Annotated in this window: 13 protein-coding genes; all 13 read right to left on the bottom strand. The window is 72.9% G+C overall.

The window, feature by feature from the left end; genetic code table 11:
* Positions 1 to 15 precede the first annotated feature (15 nt).
* The 13 genes from aroB to Q1A98_RS14030 all read right to left on the bottom strand — a co-directional run bounded on the left by aroB (position 16) and on the right by Q1A98_RS14030 (position 19,043).
* The gene (gene aroB, locus Q1A98_RS14090) at positions 16 to 1,131 is read right to left on the bottom strand and encodes a 3-dehydroquinate synthase (RefSeq protein ID WP_299574551.1); all 1,116 of its coding nucleotides are present in this window, start codon (positions 1,129 to 1,131) and stop codon (positions 16 to 18) included.
* Positions 1,128 to 1,718 carry a shikimate kinase gene (locus Q1A98_RS14085; RefSeq protein ID WP_366943462.1) on the bottom strand — a complete coding sequence of 197 codons (591 nt, stop codon included), beginning with the start codon at positions 1,716 to 1,718 and terminating at the stop codon, positions 1,128 to 1,130. Before Q1A98_RS14085 ends, aroB begins: the two co-directional genes overlap by 4 nt.
* The gene (gene aroC, locus Q1A98_RS14080; RefSeq protein WP_299574549.1) at positions 1,715 to 2,935 is read right to left on the bottom strand and encodes a chorismate synthase; all 1,221 of its coding nucleotides are present in this window, start codon (positions 2,933 to 2,935) and stop codon (positions 1,715 to 1,717) included. The genes Q1A98_RS14085 and aroC overlap by 4 nt, the downstream gene beginning before the upstream one ends.
* 56 nt (positions 2,936 to 2,991) lie before the next feature.
* Positions 2,992 to 3,390 carry an A24 family peptidase gene (locus Q1A98_RS14075; RefSeq protein WP_299574547.1) on the bottom strand — a complete coding sequence of 133 codons (399 nt, stop codon included), beginning with the start codon at positions 3,388 to 3,390 and terminating at the stop codon, positions 2,992 to 2,994.
* A gap of 107 nt (positions 3,391 to 3,497) precedes the next feature.
* A complete protein-coding gene (locus Q1A98_RS14070) occupies positions 3,498 to 4,346 on the bottom strand; it encodes a shikimate dehydrogenase (RefSeq protein WP_299574545.1) in 849 nt (282 codons plus the stop codon).
* Positions 4,337 to 5,755: an endolytic transglycosylase MltG gene (locus tag Q1A98_RS14065; protein ID WP_299574543.1), complete on the bottom strand. Its 1,419-nt coding sequence runs from the start codon at positions 5,753 to 5,755 to the stop codon at positions 4,337 to 4,339. The genes Q1A98_RS14070 and Q1A98_RS14065 overlap by 10 nt, the downstream gene beginning before the upstream one ends.
* Positions 5,756 to 6,057: 302 nt before the next feature.
* On the bottom strand, positions 6,058 to 6,552 hold the full coding sequence (gene ruvX, locus Q1A98_RS14060; protein WP_299574541.1) for a Holliday junction resolvase RuvX: 495 nt from the start codon (positions 6,550 to 6,552) through the stop codon (positions 6,058 to 6,060).
* On the bottom strand, positions 6,549 to 9,218 hold the full coding sequence (gene alaS, locus Q1A98_RS14055) for an alanine--tRNA ligase (RefSeq protein ID WP_299574539.1): 2,670 nt from the start codon (positions 9,216 to 9,218) through the stop codon (positions 6,549 to 6,551). The genes ruvX and alaS overlap by 4 nt, the downstream gene beginning before the upstream one ends.
* Positions 9,219 to 9,328: 110 nt before the next feature.
* A complete protein-coding gene (locus Q1A98_RS14050; protein ID WP_299574715.1) occupies positions 9,329 to 10,672 on the bottom strand; it encodes a replication-associated recombination protein A in 1,344 nt (447 codons plus the stop codon).
* Positions 10,673 to 10,757: 85 nt separating this feature from the next.
* Positions 10,758 to 11,891: a phosphotransferase gene (locus tag Q1A98_RS14045; RefSeq protein ID WP_299574537.1), complete on the bottom strand. Its 1,134-nt coding sequence runs from the start codon at positions 11,889 to 11,891 to the stop codon at positions 10,758 to 10,760.
* A 41-nt stretch (positions 11,892 to 11,932) separates the two neighbouring features.
* On the bottom strand, positions 11,933 to 12,952 hold the full coding sequence (locus Q1A98_RS14040) for a transglutaminase family protein (RefSeq protein ID WP_299574713.1): 1,020 nt from the start codon (positions 12,950 to 12,952) through the stop codon (positions 11,933 to 11,935).
* A 14-nt stretch (positions 12,953 to 12,966) separates the two neighbouring features.
* Positions 12,967 to 15,615: a circularly permuted type 2 ATP-grasp protein gene (locus Q1A98_RS14035; RefSeq protein ID WP_366943461.1), complete on the bottom strand. Its 2,649-nt coding sequence runs from the start codon at positions 15,613 to 15,615 to the stop codon at positions 12,967 to 12,969.
* Positions 15,612 to 19,043, bottom strand: coding sequence for a DUF2126 domain-containing protein (locus tag Q1A98_RS14030; protein ID WP_299574535.1), 3,432 nt, complete (start codon positions 19,041 to 19,043; stop codon positions 15,612 to 15,614). Before Q1A98_RS14030 ends, Q1A98_RS14035 begins: the two co-directional genes overlap by 4 nt.
* Between the last annotated feature and the right edge of the window lie 79 nt (positions 19,044 to 19,122).

The following is a 19,122-nucleotide window of genomic DNA, read 5'->3' as shown; positions in this document are numbered from 1 at the left end:
CCGACGCATGCGCGCCTAGAGCAGGACTCCCGTCGACCCCTGCGCCGCCGATCCGGCCACGGCCGAGTACGCCGCGGCGAGCAGACCCGGGTCGGGCCCCTCGAGGCGACCGGGCTTCGCGAGGCCGTCGAGCACGACGAACCGCAGCACGCCGGCACGGTTCTTCTTGTCCCCGCCCATCGTCTGCAGCAGATCACCGAACGCGTCGGGGTCGTAGGTGGTGGGCAGGCCCACCAGTTCGCAGACGGTCTTGTGTCGATCGGCGGTCGCGTCGTCGAGGCGGCCCGCCAGACGACCGAGCTCTGCGGCGTAGACCAGGCCCACCGCGACCGCGGCGCCGTGACGCCACCGGTACTTCTCCCGCCGCTCGATCGCGTGGCCGAGCGTGTGGCCGTAGTTGAGGATCTCCCGTAGCGACGACTCCTTGAGGTCGGCGGCCACGACGTCGGCCTTGACCTGCACCGACCGCCGGATCAGCTCCGGCAGCACCGAGCCCGCCGGATCCGTGGCGGCGGTGGGGTCGGCCTCGATGATGTCGAGGATCTCCGGGTCGGCGATGAAACCGGTCTTGATCACCTCCGCGAGCCCGGCGACGATCTCGTTGCGCGGCACCGTCTCCAGTGTCCCGGTGTCGACGAACACCGCTGCGGGCTCGTGGAACGACCCGACGAGGTTCTTGCCCGCGTCGGTGTTGATGCCCGTCTTGCCGCCGACGGCCGCGTCGACCATGCCGAGCAGCGTCGTCGGGAGGTGGATGACCGGGACGCCGCGCATCCAGGTGGCGGCGACGAATCCCGCGAGGTCGGTGGCGGCACCTCCTCCGAGCCCGATGACGAGGTCGCTGCGGGTGATCCCGATGCGGCCGAACACCTCCCAGCAGAAGGCGGCGACGGCGAGGTCCTTGCCGGCCTCGGCGTCGGGGATCTCGACGCGGTGGGCGTCGAGTCCGGCGTCGGCGAGCGCGGCGCGCACCGCCTCGGCCGTCTGGGTGAGGGTGGGCTGGTACAGGATCGCGACGCGGGACGCGCCGTGCGCGGCGTCGACGAGGTCGGTGAGCAGACCGCGCCCGATCACGACGTCGTAGGGGTCCGCGGTCGCGACGTGGATGCGGACCGGTTCCTGCGTGGTCATGACGGGCTCCCTGGAATCGGTGACGAGTGGTCGGCGGTGGCGCTCAGCGCCGAGGCGATGTGGCGGGCCAGCGAATCGGCGTCGCCGGTGGCGGTGTCGACGTGGTGCACGGTGACCGAGCGGTACAGCTCGGCACGGCGGGCGTGCAGGTCGCGGTAGCGCTGTTCGGCGCTCTTTCCCGCGTCGACGCGCAGGAGTGGTCGGTCGGAGCCGCGGACACGGGCCCACCCGACCTCCGGCGACACGTCGAGGTGGACGACGGCGTGCCCGGCCAGGGCCTCGCGCACCGCGGGTGTGGTGACCGCACCTCCACCGAGCGCGACGATCCCGCGATGGGTGGCGAGCACCTCGACGATCACCTGCGCCTCGAGGTCGCGGAACGCCTGCTCACCGTCGTCGGCGAAGATCTGCGGGATCGGACGCCCTGCGCGGCGGACGATCTCGGCGTCGGTGTCGATCAGCGTCTCACCGAGGAGACGCGCCAGGGCGGCGCCGACGGTCGACTTGCCCGCACCCATGAAACCGACGAGCACGGCCACGGGCCGACCCGCGACGGTCGCGTCGTCCGGCGTCGTCGGCCGGGTCACCGGCCGGCGTGCGCGGCGGACTCGGCGGCGAGGACCGCCATGCGGTCGGCCACCGTGGCGTTGTACCGCGCGACGTTGTCCGCCGTCTCGCGAGCCGAGTCGCCACCGAACTTGTCGAGCGCGGCCTGCGCGAGCACGAGGGCGACCATCGCCTCGGCGACGACACCGGCGGCCGGCACGGCGCACACGTCGGATCGCTGGTGGATCGCCTGCGCCTGCTCGCCGGTGGCCATGTCGACGGTCGACAGGGCACGCGGCACGGTGGAGATGGGCTTCATCGCGACGCGGACACGGAGGTCCTCGCCGTTGGTCATGCCGCCCTCGAGACCACCCGCACGGTTGGTCGAGCGCAGCACGCCGTCGGCGCCGGGGACCATCTCGTCGTGGGCGAGGCTGCCGCGTCGGCGTGCGGTCGCGAACCCGTCGCCCACCTCTACACCCTTCATCGCCTGGATGCCCATGAGCGCCGCGGCGAGTCGCGCGTCGAGCCGCTGCTCGCCGCTGACGTGCGAGCCGAGGCCGATCGGCAGACCGGTCGCGATGACCTCGACCACGCCCCCGAGGGTGTCGCCGTCCTTCTTGGCGGCCTCGATCTCGGCGATCATGGCCGCCTCGGCCTCGGGGGTCGCTGCGCGCACGGGGCTGGCGTCGATCCGCTCGAGGTCCTCCGGCCGCGGCGGCGGGGCGTCGACGGCCTCCGAGGCGCCGATCGTCACGACGTGGGACAGGATCTCGACGCCGACGACCTGCCGCAGGAAGGCGCGGGCGACGGTGGCGGCGGCGACGCGGGCCGCGGTCTCGCGAGCGCTGGCGCGCTCGAGCACCGGGCGGGCGTCGTCGAAGCCATACTTGAGCATCCCCGCGTAGTCGGCGTGGCCGGGTCGGGGGCGCGTGAGCGGGGCGTTGCGGGCGACGCCGTCGAGCTCCGCGGGATCGACCGGGTCGGCCGACATGACGGTCTCCCACTTCGGCCACTCGGTGTTGGCGATCTGGATGGCGACCGGGCCACCCTGCGTCCGGCCGTGGCGGACACCCCCGAGAAGCGTGACCGCGTCGGCCTCGAACTTCATCCGGGCGCCCCGCCCGTAGCCCAGACGGCGTCGGGCGAGCTGCGACGCGACGTCGTCCGACGTCACGGCGACATCGGCCACCATCCCCTCGAGGAGGGCGATGAGGGCGGGTCCGTGCGATTCTCCGGCGGTGGTCCAACGCAACACGGGGCCATTCTCCCACGTCCCTCCCGTCGTCCACGCATCGCCGACCCCTCCCCTCCTCAGACGACGAGGACGAGCAATGCCGCCGCCATCGCCGGGCCGTGGGCGACCGCCGTCGGCCCGGCCCGGCACCGGACGACCACCGCGACGACGGTCAGCAGCGCCGCGAGCGCGACGACCGCACCCGCGCGCACGGCGTCCCCCGCGAGTGCCCCGGCGACGACGGCGAGCTTGAGGTCGCCGGCACCGCATGCCCCGGCGAGGACCGCGACGAGGTACGGGCTCGCGGCCACGGCGACGGCGACACCGATCGTCGGATGGATCAGCGCCGCACCCAGGGCTGCGACGACACCGGGGATCGTGAGGGCGTTCGGCAGACGCCGGTCCCGCAGGTCGGTGCCGGTGAGGACGAGGAGCCACGCCACGACGGGGGCCGCCAGGGCCAGAGGTGTCTGCACCGGTCGATCGTCACCGGTGCAGACGACCGTCGATCCCAGCGACGGCCGCGACGGCGCCGAGGTGTGGACGCGCCGGGATCGGTGCACGAGCCGGGGCGACCGACGGGTCAGTCGGCGTGCGCGCCGACCGCGGCGGCCATGGCCGCGCGGGGCGCGGGTCGGCCCGTGAACGCCTCGACCTGCGTGTACGCCTGGTGCAGCAGCATCACGAGCCCCCCGGCGACCACACCCCCACCCTCGGTGACCGCGGCGGCCAGCGGCGTGGGCCAGGGGTCGTAGATCGCGTCGACGAGTCGAGGGGCACCGGCGATCGCGTCTGCGATCACCTCGGCGGCCGGGGCGGGCACGGTGCTCACGACGACGGCGGCCGTCGCGGCCCACCGGCGCAGGTCGGGGGTGTCGGAGAACGGGAGCACGGTCAGCGCGACGCCGAGGTCGTCGCCGAGGCGTGCGAGGTCTGCGGCTCGGGCGGGGTCACGGACGACCACCGCGACCTCCCGCGTCCCGGCGGCGTGCAGCGCCGCCAGTGCGGGGCGGGCGGTTCCGCCGGCGCCGAGGAGGACCGCCGTCGAGCCCCTGAGGTCCGCCGCGCCCAGCGTCGCCAGCGCGCCGGTCACGCCGTCGATGTCGGTGCAGTCGGCGTGCCAGGCGCCCCCGCTCGTCCGGACGAGGGTGTTGGCGGATCCGACGCGTCGTGCCCGGTCGGTGACGGTGTCGGCGAACTCCAGCGCCGCGACCTTGGCCGGCATCGTGACCGACAGCCCGATCCACGACTCGTCGAATCCCGCGACGAGTCCCGGGAGTGCCTGCGCCGTGCAGTCGATCCGCGCGTAGGTCCAGGCGTCGAGCCCGAGTGCGCGGTACGCGGCGAGGTGCAGATCAGGGGACCGTGAGTGGTCGACGGGGTGCCCGAGGACCGCGGCGTGCCGCGGGCCGTCGTGATCCGTCACCGACACCCGACCGACAGCACCTTGTTGTCGCAGGCGCGTTGCCGGTTCCGCAGATGCTGCTGGTAGTCGTCGGTGAACACCGTGGTCCCCTGGGCGTCGACGGCGACGAAGTAGAGCCAGTTCCCCGCGGGCGGGTCGACGGTGGGTGCGATCACGTTCTCGCCGACCGAGCCGATGGGCGTCGCCGGCAGACCGGTCACCTGGTAGGTGTTCCACTTTGTGTCGGCGGTGTAGGCGTCACCGGACACGTCGATGTTCACCACCGCCGCGGTGTAGTTGGCGGTCGAGTCCATCTCGAGCTTCTGGTTCCGTGCCAGGCGGTTGACGATGACGCGGGCGACCTTGCCGTAGTCGTTCGGGTCGGCCACCTCCTTCTCGACCACGGACGCCGCGACGAGGGCGTCGTACGGATCGAGTCCACTGCTGCCCTGGCGTGTCAGCCCCCAGCGGTCGAAATAGCCTGCGCTGGTGGAGATCAGGTAGCGCAGCATGTCGACCGGTGACAGCGACGGGTCGATCGCCTCCCACGCGATGGGCGCGATGAGTCCCTCGATCCGACGGTGGTCGCCGGTGAGCGCCTGCACCCGCGACGTCGCCCACGACGGCACCCCGAGCTGCTGGGGTGTGGCCGTGGCGGCGGCCTGCGCGAGTTGCTCGGCGGTGACCCCTCGTCGGGTGCCGTCGATGGTGACGGTGGTGGCCTGCGCGACCATCGCGAAGATGCCGGTGGTGGACGTGCCGTTCGCGGTCTGCTTCGTGTCGAGCTGGCGCCCGGCGGGGATCACCACGCGCCCGACGCGGTTGTCGTCGCCGTCGAGCATCGACACCGCCGACGCCGCGGAGATACGGGTGCGCAGTTTGTAGAACCCGGCCGAGATCGGTTTGCCGTCCGCGGCGTCGGTGAACGCCCGCACGCTCGCCACCACGCCGCGGTCGGTGAGGATCTGGCCGAACTGGCTGAGCGGGGCGTCGTCGGGGATCTGCACCAGCACGTCGCCGGTGCCGGCGCTGCCGCCGAAGTCCTTGTCGTCGACGAAGAAGCCGGTGAGGCGCAGTCCGGCGTAGGTGACTCCGCAGACCAGCACGGCCATGACGACGAGGACACCCACGAGAGCGACCCGGCGGCGCCGTCGCACCGTGGCGGTGGTCGTGCGTCGCCGCGGGCGGCCGCCGCCCCGTCGCGGGCGCTCACGGTCGACGACCGGGGTGGGCACGGTCGCGGCGTCCGCGTCGCGGAATCCGCCGTCGGGTCCCGCTGCCACGCCGACCGGGGAGTCGGGCAGTGGCTCGTCGCGCGGGGCGTACGACCGCGGGCGGTCGTCGTCCGCGGACCAGCCCGCACCGGGATCACGGGGGGCAGCGGGCGGGCGGACATCGCGACCCTGGTCGCGCGTGCGTCCGTACGGGTCGGACACCGACCGTCGCAGTGGCCTCTCCCATCCGGGGTCGCGGCCGGGCGGACCGGCCGGTGCCCGGGGCGGGATCGACTCGGGGCGGGCTCGTCGGGGTTCGGTCCATCCCGCCGCGGAGGGGTCGATCGGAGTCCCGCTTCGGGTCGGGCCCGGACCCGGGGTCCTCCGCAGCCGTGGATCCACGGTCTGGTCCGCCGACCGCGCACGCCGGTGCGGTCGGGGGTGATGGTCGGGGTCCGTCGGGATGCGGAACCGTTCGCTGGGTGTGTCGTCGTCCGTCCGGCGCCGATGCCGGTTCTCGTCGCTCACCGGTCGGACACCCCGCGGTCGTCGACGGCGGGGCGCCGCAGGTGGCGGTCGAGCCACGACTGGAGGATCTCGACCGCGGCGGCCTGGTCGATGATCGCGCGCTGCTGCTTCGACGAGCGTCCACCGGCCCGCAGGGAGCGACTCGCGAGCGCGGTCGTCATGCGCTCGTCGTGCAGCGTGACCGGGACGTCGCCGACACGACGCCCCAGCGCCTCGGCGAAGGCGGTGGCGGTCTGCGCCGCCGGACCGTGGTCACCGCGCAGGGTGGTCGGCAGACCGACGATCACCTCGACGGCGTCGTATTCGGCGACGAGATCGGCGATCCGGGCCAGGTCGCGTCCGTCGCCGACACGGGGCACGGTCTCGACCGGTGTCGCCAGCATCCCGTCAGGATCACATGCAGCGACGCCGATGCGCACACTCCCCACGTCGACGGCGAGTCGACGTCCGCGGCGAGGTGCTGACGACGGCTCTGGGTCGGCGACGGTCATCCGGCCGCCTGCCGCACGCGCGCCAGGGCCGCGTCGATGCCGTCGGGGTCCGTCCCCGAGCCCTGCGCGAGGTCGGGTTTGCCGCCACCGCGCCCCCCGATCACCGGGGCGACGTCACCGACGATGGCGCCCGCGGACAGCCCCGCGTCGCGGGCCGCGCCGGTGAGCGCGACGACGAACGGGACCTTGCCGTCGGTGACGGAGAACAACGCCACGATCCCGGCCTGCGAACCCAGCCGGCCCTTCAGGTCGGTGGCCAGCGAGCGCAGGTCGCCACCGGAGAGCCCGTCGTTCAGCCGCGCCGCGACGACCAGGGTGTCGCCGACGCGCTGCGCGTCGTCGAGGACGGACGCCGCCGACGCGCGCGCCGCCTCCGCCTTCAGCTTCTCGAGGCTCTTCTCCGCGTCGCGCAGTCGTTCGACAAGCGTGGCCACGCGGTCGGGGACCTCCTCGCCGGGCACCTTGAGCGTGGCGGACACCGCGGAGAGCAGGGCACGCTCCCGGGCGAGGTGCCGGTACGAGTCGAGCCCGACATAGGCCTCGACGCGACGCACGCCCGACGCCACCGAGGACTCCCCCAGCAGGGTCACGGGTCCGACCTGCGCCGAGGACCCGACGTGGGTGCCACCGCACAGCTCCATCGAGAACGGTCCACCGATCTCGACGACGCGCACCCGGTCGCCGTAGTTCTCCCCGAACAGCGCCATGGCGCCCATCGCCTTGGCCTCGTCGAGCCCGGTCTCGAAGGTGTGCACCTCGTGGTCGGCCTCGACCGCGGAGTTGGTGATGTCCTCGATCTCGCCGCGCTGGGCCTCGGTCATCGGTCCCGAGGAACGGAAGTCGAACCGGAGATACCCGGGGCGGTTCAGCGAACCGGCCTGCGTCGCACCGGAACCGAGCACCTGGCGGAGTGCCGCACCGACGAGGTGGGTGCCGGAGTGGCCTTGAGTGGCGCCGCGGCGGTACTGCGGGTCGACCGAGGCCAGCACGACGTCGCCGACGGCGAACTCCCCCGCCTCGACCGTCGCGACGTGGCGGTAGACGGACTTCGCGACCTTCTGCACGTCGGTCACGCGCGCCCGGGCACCGGCCGACGTCGAGATGGTGCCGATGTCGGCGGTCTGACCACCGGACTCGGCGTAGAGCGGGGTGCGGTCGAGGACGATGTCGACCTGCGCACCGACGGTCGCGACGGGCTGCGTCGCACCCTCACCCACGATCCCGAGAACCGTTGCGTCGCTGACCAGTTCGTCGAAGCCGGTGAACTCCGTCGGGCCGCGGTCGAGGAACTCGCGGTACACCGACATGTCGGCGTGGCCGGTCTTGCGCTCCATCGCGTCGGCCTTCGCGCGCCGGCGCTGCTCGGCCATGAGGTCGGCGAAGCCCTGCTCGTCCACCGACAGGCCGGCCTCGGCCGCCATCTCGAGTGTCAGGTCGATCGGGAAACCGTAGGTGTCGTGGAGGGTGAACGCGTCGCTGCCCGCGATGACCGTGCGTCCGGCACCACGGGTGGTGGTCGCCGCGTCCTCGAACTTCTTCGACCCCTCTGCCAATGTGCCCAGGAATGCCTGCTCCTCGGCGACCGCGGCGGCGCGGATGTCCGCGGCCTGCTCGGCCAGCACGGGATACGACGGCGTCATGGTCGCGAGGACGGTGTCGACGAACTCGCCCATCGTGGGCTGCTCGGCACCGAGCAGCCGCGCGGACCGCACGATGCGGCGCAGCAGTCGACGCAGGACGTACCCGCGTCCGTCGTTGGCGGGCCGGACGCCGTCGGAGATGAGCATCACCGCGGTGCGTGCGTGGTCGGCGATGACGCGGAAGCGCACGTCGGCGGCGTGGCCGTCGTCGCCGCCGTCGCCGTAGGCGCGGCCGGTGAGCCGGGCGGCGACGTCGATGACGGGCTTGAGCAGGTCGGTCTCGTAGACGTTGTCGACGCCCTGCAGGATCGTCGCGACCCGCTCGACACCCATGCCGGTGTCGATGTTGGGACGGGGCAGCGGGCCGAGGATCGGGTAGTCGTCCTTGGTGGTGCCCTCACCCCGCTCGTTCTGCATGAAGACGAGGTTCCAGATCTCGATGTAGCGGTCCTCGTCGGCCTCGGGGCCGCCCTCGACGCCGTAGTCGGGTCCGCGGTCGAAGAAGATCTCCGAGCACGGCCCGCACGGACCCGGCACGCCCATCGACCAGTAGTTGTCCTTCATCCCCCGGCGCTGGATCCGCTCGGCGGGCACGCCCATCTCGTCGCGCCAGATCGCCTCGGCCTCGTCGTCGTCGAGGTAGACCGTCGGCCAGAGCCGTGTGGGGTCGATGCCGTAACCGCCGTCGTCGACGGGGTTCGTCAGCAGCGACCACGCGAAGGCGATGGCCTCGCGCTTGAAGTAGTCACCGAACGAGAAGTTGCCCGCCATCTGGAAGAAGGTGTTGTGGCGGGTGGTGATGCCCACCTCCTCGATGTCGAGGGTGCGGACGCACTTCTGGATCGACGTGGCGCGCGGTGACGGAGGGGTGCGGTCACCCAGGAAGTACGGCTTGAAGGGCACCATGCCGGCGTTCACGAACAGCAGGTTCGGGTCGCCGAGGACGAGGGATGCGCTGGGGATCTCGGTGTGACCGGCCGCGACGAAGTGATCGAGGAATCGCTTCCTGATCTCGTGGGTCTGCACCTGTCGTCTCCTGCGGTCGGGGTGCGGGTGCCGTCGTGGGGACGGCATCACGCGTGGGGCACCGGGCCACCGACTCGGGTCCGGCAGAGCGTGTCCACCCTACCGGGGGGTCAGTCCTTCCCGGCCCGTCGTGTCCCGCCCCGGGTGTCGCGCACGATCGCCCGCAGTCGCTCGACGCGGGGTCCCAGCGTGCGTTCGGCACCGTGGTCGGTCGGGATGTAGTAGTCGGTACCGACGAGTTCGTCCGGCGGGTACTGCTGGGGTAGCACCCCATCGGGATCGTCGTGGGGGTAGCGATAGCCCTGGGCGTTGCCCAGGGCGGTCGCGCCCGCGTAGTGGCCGTCGCGCAGATGCGGCGGCACCGCGCCCGCCTTGCCCGCCGCCACGTCGGACATCGCCGTGCCGATCGCCGAGACGACCGCGCCCGACTTCGGTGCGGTGGCGAGGTGGATGGTCGCCTGCGTGAGCGCCAGGCGGGCCTCCGGCATCCCGACCAGCGCGACGACCTGAGCCGCGGCGACGGCGACCTGGATGGCGGTCGGGTCGGCCATGCCGATGTCCTCGCTGGCGTGGATCATCAGGCGCCGCGCGATGAAGCGGGGGTCCTCCCCCGCGCTGATCATCCGGGCGAGGTAGTGCACGGCCGCGTCGACGTCGGACCCGCGGATCGACTTGATGAACGCGCTGATGACGTCGTAGTGCTGGTCGCCGTCGCGGTCGTAGCGGACCGCGGCGCGGTCCATCGCGGCCTCGACGTCGGCGAGGTCGACGGTCGGCGGGCCGTCGGCGGAAGCGTCGGGACGGGGGCCCTCCTGCACGGCACCGGCTGCCACCTCGAGGGCGGTCAGTCCCCGGCGTGCGTCGCCGCCGGCGAGCGCGACGATGTGCTCGAGCGCGTCGTCGGCGACGCGGACGCGGCCGCCGAGCCCGCGCGGGTCGTCGACGGCCCGCCGGAGGACGGTTCGTATCGCCTCGTCGCCGAGGGGGTTGAGCTGCAGCACCAGCGACCGCGACAACAGCGGCGCGACGACGGAGAACGACGGGTTCTCGGTGGTGGCCGCGACCAGCAGGACGATCCGGTTCTCGACCGCGTCGAGGAGGGCATCCTGCTGGGTCTTGGAGAAGCGGTGGACCTCATCGATGAACAGCACCGTCTGCTCGCCCGCGACGAGCGCCCGCCGGGCGGTCTCGATGACGGACCGGACCTCCTTCACTCCCGCCGACAGCGCCGAGAGGGCGACGAAGCGGCGGCCGGTTGCCGTCGAGATCAGCGAGGCCATCGTCGTCTTGCCGGTACCGGGCGGGCCGTACAGCAACACCGACGCCGCCCCGGAGCCCTCGACGAGTCGGCGCAGCGGCGACCCGGTGCCCAGGAGGTGGTCCTGCCCGACGACCTCGTCGAGCGATCGCGGGCGCATCCGCACCGCCAGGGGCCCGCCGGCGTCGACGGGCAGCGGTCCGGTGCCGGCGTCGACCTCGGGGGCCGGGGGGTCGAACAGCCCCCTCTCGCCGGTGTCGGTCACGGCCCGTCCGGTGGGGTCACCGCAGCCAGGCGGCGTCCAGCGCCTCGGCGATCGCCGCCGAGCAGTCGGCCACCTCGGGGACGCCGGTGCGGCGTGCCGCCTCGGCGAGATCGCGCCACCGGCCCACGACCACGGTCGGGTCGCCGGTGCGCAACGCCAGCCCGCGGGCGTGGCTGTCGTCGTCGAGGTCGACCGGCAGCATCCACAGCGTCGACATCCACACCCAGAGGGTGCGGGCGACGAGCATCTTGCGATTCAGCTCCCCGTCGTGTCCGAGCGACGGCCAGATCGACTGCACCTCCGAGCGCCACGCGTCGATCATGCCCGTCACGAGGTCGTCGCGGTGGGCGTCGAGGGCGGGTGCCAGCGCAGAGGAGCAGGTGAGGCAGGCGTAGGCGATGTCGAGGGTGGCGTCGCGGAAACCGCCCCACTCGTAGTCCATGAACTGCACGCCGGCGTCGTTGATGAGGATGTTCGGCGGTCCGACGTCAGAGGGGCTGAACGCGCGGTGGTCGCCCTCGCGGACCAGCTCCGCGCCGCGCCGCAGCACGTCGACGAACTCGGGCGCCGCGCCGACGCCGAGGTCGTCGGCGAGCACCTCGGGGGCGAGTGCGACCCCGGCGTCGAGATGGACGGCGAGCGACTCGGCGGTGCTGCGGTCGGGACCGTGTCGGAGCAGGGCGGCGAAGTCCTGCTCACCGCCGACGGTGGCGGCGTGCATCCGACCCAGGGCCTGCCCCCAAGCACTCACGACGCGTTCGGCGGCGTCGAGATCGGTCGCGGAGAGCATCTCGACCATCGACCGACCGTGACCGAGGTCGCTGAGGACGATGACCCGGGCACGGTGGTCGAACGCGATGAGGTGGGGGCCGGGGCGAGAGGGCACCGGTAGCGCGGTGGCGTACTTGTACGAGGCCAGCTCCCGGGCGAACGCGTCGCCGGGTTCGTCGGTGGGCCAGACCTTGATGACCAGCGTGCGGTCCATCGTCACCGGGTTCGATGCGACGCGGACGCGGACGACATCGGTACGACCGCTGCCCCCGAGGTCCACGGGATCGGTGAGATCGACCTGGACGCCGGCGCGGGAACTCAGCACCCGTTCGGCGGTCCGCACGGCCCCGGCCAGGCGGGGTTCGGTGGTCACGGTCATCGCCATTCAACCTACCCAACGCGCCGGACACGCCCATCCGTTCACACGGTGTCGTGCCCGTTCGCAGTAGTGGTGTGCGGTGACCCGGGCGTCGCTGCTTGCGCGCGGGTGTCCGCCCGGTTCTCGGGCGTCGGCGGCTGCGGGGCGACGTCGACGGAGACCTCGATGGAGCTCGATGTCGCGTCGGTGTAGATCACGCCCCGCAGGGGCGGTACGTCATCATAGTCCCGTCCGACGGCGACTGTGACGTGCCTCTCACCCACGAGCGTGTCGTTGGTCGGGTCGAACGCGATCCAGCGGCCGTCGGACGTGCCCACGGCGGCCCACGCGTGGCTCGCGTCGGCACCGACGACGCGGTCGCGTCCGGGGGGCGGTTCGGTCGCCAGATAGCCGGACACGTAGCGGGCGGCCAGGCCGTGACTGCGCAGGCAGGCGACGGCGACGCGCGCGAAGTCCTGGCACACCCCCTCCCGGCGGTCCATCACCGTCGCGACCCGGGTGCTGACCGCGGTCGAGCCGGAGCGGTAGGTGAAGTCGGCGTGGATCCGGGTGGTGAGGTCGACGACGACGTCGATCAGCGGACGCCCCGGGGTGAGGACACCGGCCGCGTAGTCGCGCACGACGTCGGTGATCTCCGGCGGGTCGAGGTCGAGGACGTACACCACCGACCTCGGGTGCCGGTCCCGGCCGGGCCGGTGGGACTCCCACGGGTCGAGGGCGGGGCCCCGCTCCACGAGGTCGGGTGCGATCGGGTCGACGTCGACGAGCGAGGTGCCGGTCACCTCGAGCCGTCGGTGGGGTGTGCGTACGTGGAAGTACGTGTCGGCGTTGCCGAAGACGTCGGTGCCGGTCGACCGGTCCGCCGGCTCGGGGTCGACGGTGACGGCGGCCTCCAACACCCGTTGGCCGGGCAAATCTCGTGGCAGCAGGTGGCAGCGCCCGAAGGAGGAGCTGACGAGGTCGTCGTAGGAGTAGGTCGTGCGATGGGTGACGGCGTAGCGGCGGGTGCCAGCAGGGACGGGGTCCTCCGCGACCGGGGCCGGCGCGACGGGGTCGACCATGGCGGGGTCCGGGGTCACGGCACCTGGGCGCGCGCGCCGCCCCACAGCGGCTGCAGGTCGCGCGGCGGCGCGAAGCGGGTACGGCCCAGCTGGTCGGACACCGACCGCGCGCCCTGGGACAGCCGCGCCAACAGCTGGTCGAGGTCGCCGCGTGCACCGGCGTCGTCGGTGGCGACGAGGTCGCCGATCTCCACACGGCGCACGTCGGCGACCAGGTCGGCGACGGTGCGCTCCACCGACGGCGAACGCACCTCGTCCGGCATGGCGTCCCAGTCGTCGCGCAGGGCGTCGAGCTGGTAGATCACCGACCGCGGGTTGGTCTCGTCGAGCACGGACAACATGATGACCGATCGCAGGCGCATCACCGCGCGGTTGCGCCGCCGGTAGATGACCGCGGACTCGTTGGCGACGAGGAACGCCTCGAGCAGACCCTGCTCGACGTCCGGGTCCGACCGCTGCGCGGCGATCCCCCGCAGGAGTTCGGCGACCAGGATGATCCGCTCGAGCCGGCGCCCGGCGTCCATGAACAGCCAACCCGGGTCGTGGACCATCGAGTCGGCCTGCAGGCCCGCCAGCGCGAGCATCCCGTGCAGCATCTGTTCGTGACCGCGGGCGAGGTCGCCGAGGTCGAGCGGGTCGGCGGTGCGCAGGTCGGCCATCGCGCGTTCGACGGTGCCGAGCACCATCCATGTGCTCGTCGACATCTGGTCGCGGACCGCGCGAGCCGAGGACGCGAGGCGGTCGAGTGCGTTCGCGACGGTGCCCGGGACGGTGCGCGCCGTCGTCATCGCCGCCAGCGTGGCCGTGAGGTCCGTCGCGCCGCCCTCGATGAGGTGTCCGGTGCCGGTGGCGGCGCCGACACCGGCGAGGAACCGCGCGACGACGGTGGTCTCGTCGGCGCGCGGCCGGTACCGCTGCGCCTGATGCCGCTCGGTGGCCACCCGCACCATGCGCACCGTCGCCTCGGTGCGTTCGCCGTAGCGGCCGAGCCAGAACAGGTCGGCGAGCACACGGGGTGCCAGCGTCGACCGGTCGATGGCGGCGCCGGTGCTCGGCACCGACATCGCGACCGACGTCTCGGTGACGCGCGCGTCGCCCGCGGGTTCGGGGGCGACCACCCAGACGTCTTTCGCCGCGACCGAGCGCAGTCCCGCCCCGGCGATCCCGTCGGCGAGGACCTGCCCCAGTCCGCCGGGCATCACCGTGTAGCCGGTGCCGTGCGCGACGGCGAAGGTGCGCAGGGCCACCGATGCGGGCCGCAGTCGCGACCGTCCGCCCGGCACGGTGACGGCGCCCGGGCTCACCGAGAACGTCGGGCAGGCGCGTCCCACCCACTGCCAGGGATCCGCGTCCACCCGGGCGCGCAGGGTGTCACGCGTCGCCGCGGCGAGTTCGGGCCCGACGAACCGCTCACCGGTGCGGACGTTGTCGATCACGAGATCGCCGACGCGACGGCGGATCTCGTCGGCACCGGAGGGATCGCCCGCCCACCACGTGTCGACGGGACGCAGGATCAGCTCCTCGTCGAGCAGGGCTCGCGCCAGCGCCTCGGCGACGGTGTGGAGCGCCGGGTTCTCCACGACGCCGCTGCCGAGGGTGTTCACCACCGTGACCGCGCCCCGCGCGACCGCCTCGACGAGACCGGCGACACCGAGGCGCGAGTCGGTCCGCAGGTCCAGCGGGTCGCACCAGGCGGCGTCGACACGGCGCAGGACGACGTCGACGCGTTTGAAGCTGCCGAGCGAACGCATGTACACCGCGCCGTTGCGGACCAGCAGGTCGGAGCCCTCGACGAGCGGGACACCCAGGTGGGTCGCCACGGTGACCTGGTCGAAATACGTCTCCGACAGCGATCCCGGACTGAGGACGACGATCGTCGGGTCGTCGACACCGCTCGGGGCCGCGTCGACGAGCGCGACCCGCAGCGCCGCGGCGAACGAGGTGATCGGGCGCGGCACGGCCCGCCCGAAGGGTCCGGCGAGCACCCGGGACACGATGCGCCGGTCGGCCAGGGCGTACCCGATGCCCGACGGGGCGCCGGTGTAGTCACCCCACACCGCGACCGCGCCGTCGGGCAGGCGGCCGAGGTCTGCGGCGTGCAGGACCAGCGACCGTGTCCCGGCGGGTGCACCGGCACCGACCTTCGCGACCCACCCCGGGTGACCGAACACCATCTCCGGTGCGACGATCCCCTCCTCGATGGTCCGCTGCGGGCCGTACAGGTCGGCCAGAAGCGCGTCGAGGAGTCGGCAGCGTTGCGCGACACCGGCTTCGACGTCCGCCCAGGTCTCGCCGTCGAGCACGATCGGGACGCTGTCGAGGCGCCAGGGCACCGGCGAGGCAGGCGACTGCGGGTGGTCGTCGATCGGTGTGTAGGTGATGCCCTCGTCGGCGACCATCGCGGCCAACCGCGCATCGGTGCGGGTGAGGCCGGGTTCACCGGCGCGGGCGTAGGCGTCGACCAGTTCCGACCACTGCGGGCGGATGGCGCCGTCGGGGTCGACGAACTCGTCGTGCGGGACACCGCCGGCACCGAGGTCGCGGGGGTCGGCGGCGTCGAAGAGTCCGAACCGCTCGGCCCGGTAGGTCTCGATCAGCCCGGCGGCGGGCCCGTCGCCGGACGTCGCCGACGTCGCGTCGAACGGTGTCCGGGCCGATGTCACCTCAAAACCGTACGTGCCCGGCGCAGGTCGAGGATGCCCGGCACACCGACGTCGACGGCCAGGCGGGCACGCATCTCGCGGATCGACGCCACGTCGACCTGTCCGGGGGTGTGACCGATGGCCTCGAACCGGCCGTTGCGTCGGGACTCGGCCTCGACGGCGTTCACCGGGGGCCGCTCGTAGGAACGTCCGCCGGGATGCACGACGTGGTAGGTCGCGCCGCCCACCGATCGGCCGGTGACGGTGTCGACGAGGTCGAAGACGAGGGGCGAGTCGATGCTGATCGTCGGGTGCAACGCGCTCGGCGGCTGCCACGCCCGGAACCGGATGCCGGCGACCCGTTCGCCCGGGCGTTCGGTGGCGGCCAGCGGGACGGGGATCCCGTTGCAGGTCAGCACGAACCGGTCGTCGTCGCTGCCGGTGACCCGGACCTGCACACGCTCCACCGAGGAGTCGACGTAGCGGGCCGTCCCGGTCCCGGTCGACTCCTCCCCCAGCGTGTTCCACGGTTCGATCGCACCGCGCAGCTCGATCTCGTGGCCGCGGATGGCGACGGTCCCCAGGCGGGGGAACCGGAACTCGGTGAACGGGTCGAGCCAGGCGGTGTCGAAGTCGAGTCCGGCGTCGCGCAGGTCCGCGGCGACCGAAGCGATGTCGGCGATGACGTGGTGCGGCAACAGATGTCGGCCGTGCAGCTCGGCACCGTGCCGGATGAGCCGACCACGGAACGGGTGCTGCCAGAACCAGGCGACCAGGCAGCGGACCAGCAGCGACTGCACCATCGCCATCCGGTGGTGCGGCGGCATCTCGAACGCGCGCAGCTCCAGCAGGCCGAGGCGTCCCCGCGCGGAGTCCGGGCTGTACAGCTTGTCGATGCAGAACTCGGCCCGGTGGGTGTTGCCGGTGATGTCGGTGAGCAGGTGGCGCAGCGCGCGGTCGACGGTCCACGGCGCGGTGTGTCCGTCCCGGGAGAGACGGTCGATCTCGGCGAACGCGATCTCGAGTTCGTAGAGCGCGTCCTCGCGACCCTCGTCGGCGCGGGGCGCCTGCGAGGTGGTGCCGACGAACCGGCCCGAGAACAGGTACGACAGCGACGGGTGCCGCTGCCAGTAGGCGATCATCGAGACGAGCAGGTCCGGCCGTCGCAGCAACGGGGACCGCGCGGGGGTGACACCACCCAGCGTGATGTGGTTGCCGCCACCGGTACCCCCGTGGGAGCCGTCGAGGTCGAAGGACTCGGTGCCCAGGCGCGCCAGACGGGCCTGGGAGTACAACTCGCCCAACAACTCCGACTGCTCGGCGAAGGACGCGGTCGGTTGCACGTTGACCTCGATGACACCCGGGTCCGGCGTCACCGACAGCGACTGGAGCCGGGCGTCGGCGGGCGGGCCGTATCCCTCGACGACGACCGGCTCGCCGGTGCGGGCGGCCGCCTCCTCCACCGCGGACACCAGGTCGACGAAGTCCTCCAGCGTCTGTGTCGGCGGCAGGAAGACGTGGAGGACGTCGTCGCGGACCTCGGCGACGACGGCGGTACGCGGCACCGGCCGGGTCTCGGGGTCGGTGGCGGGCGGTGGCGAGGTGGCCCCCGGCGCCACGATCGTCACCTCCGGCGGCGGTCCGGGAGCGCGCAGTGCCGGTGTCGGTGCCGTGGGGTCCGTGTCCGGCAGCAGCGGCGGGGCCGACCACGACAGCGATCCCAACGGGAGTCGGAGGCCGGCCGGGGATGTCCCCGCCGACAGCACCAATCGCTTGCGCCGAGTCGTCCACGGGGTCGACTCCCACGCCGCGTCGTCCTCGGTGCGGCTGATCGGCAGCACGTGCGCGGTCGCGTCGACGACAGGTGCGTCGAGCGCGGCGAGCAACGCGGCCCGTCGGTCGGCAGAGTCGTCGTCGGGTCCGAGGTCGGGCGCGTCGTCCGCGATCGCCGTCGCGGGCGCGGGGGTCCCGACGGGGCGGCGCAGCGAGTCCGCGAGCGCCAGGAGTGGGTCCTCGTAGGCGGGTGCGACGGTCGTCGTCGGCAGGTGCAGCGCGGCGGCGACCGCCTCGATGAACCTCCGGGACCGCGCCGCCGTCGCCGCGGTGGGCGTCGAGGGCTCACCCGCCATGGACCGCCGGGCGGCGTCGTCGTCGGGCCAGGGGTCGGCGAGCAGCTCGGGCCGGGTCCACAGGGCCTCCCCGTCGGTGCGCCACATCAACGCGATCTGCCAGCGCGGCAACGGCTCCCCGGGGTACCACTTGCCCTGGCTGCGCTGCACGAGGCCATGGGGGGCGTACTTCTCACGCAGGCTCTCGGCGAGCACCGACGCCCGACGCCGCTTGTGCGGCCCGTCCGCGGCGGTCGTCCACTCCGGTGACGTCTGGTCGTCGATCGACACGAACGTCGGTTCGCCGCCCATGGTCAGGTCGACACCCTGCGACGCCATCAGGTCGTCCACGTGGGCGCCGAGGTCGACGACACGCCGCCACTGGTCGTCGGTGTACGGCAACGTGACCCGCGGGTCCTCGTGGAACCGTGTGACCGTGTTCGAGAAGTCCATCGTCGCGTGACACGGACCGGTCGCGCCGGTGATGGGCGCGGCGCCGCCAGGCGCCGGGGTCGCCGCGAGCGGGATGTGCCCCTCGCCGGCGAACAGGCCCGAGGTCGGGTCCATGCCCACCCAGCCCGCGCCGGGCAGGTACACCTCGGTCCAGGCGTGCAGGTCGGTGAAGTCCGCCGACGGACCCGACGGCCCGTCGACGGCGGGGATGTCGGAGGTGAGTTGCACGAGGTAGCCCGAGACGAACCGCGCAGCCAGTCCCATGCGCCGCAGGATCGCGACGAGCAGCCACGCCGAGTCCCGACAGGAGCCGATCGCCGACGACAGCGTGTGTTCGGGGGTCTGCACGCCGGCCTCGAGCCGCACGGTGTACCCGATGTCGTCGCGCAACGCCCGGTTCACGGCGACGAGGTGGTCGATGGTGCGGGTGCCCGGCGACGGGCGGTGGGCGGCGACCCACTCGTCGACGAGCGGTGCGGCGCCGTCCCCACCCGCCGTGCGTTCGGCGTGCCGGCCGGTCGGTGCGACATCCCGCAGGTAGGGCTCGAGGTCGGCGCGGAGTGCGTCGCCATAGACGAACCCGGTCTCCTGCGCCGCCTCCTCGACGAAGAAGTCGAACGGGTTGACCGAGGTCAGGTCGGCGACGAGGTCCACGGTGATGGTCAGCGACGTCGCCGGGGTCGGGAACACCAGGCGTGCCTGGTAGTTGCTGAACGCGTCCTGTTGCCAGTTGACGAAGTGGTCGTCGGGCTCGACCCGCAGCGAGTAGGCCTCGATCGGCGTCCGCGAGTGCGGCGCTGGTCGCAGCCGGACCACGTGGGGATGGATGGTGACGGGACGGTCGAAGGTGTAGCTCGTCCGGTGCTCGAGGGCGACCTTGATCGTCACGGCGGAGAGTCCTTCCCGGCGCCGGCCTGGTCGGAGCTCGGGTGCCCGGCGGTGTCCCCGATCCCATCACACATCGGCG

It is taken from the genome of uncultured Williamsia sp. (assembly GCF_947494875.1).
Taxonomy (GTDB): Bacteria; Actinomycetota; Actinomycetes; order Mycobacteriales; family Mycobacteriaceae; genus Williamsia_A.
Note: the sequence above shows the minus strand (reverse complement) of the source record. Positions and strands in the feature narration are given on the sequence as shown.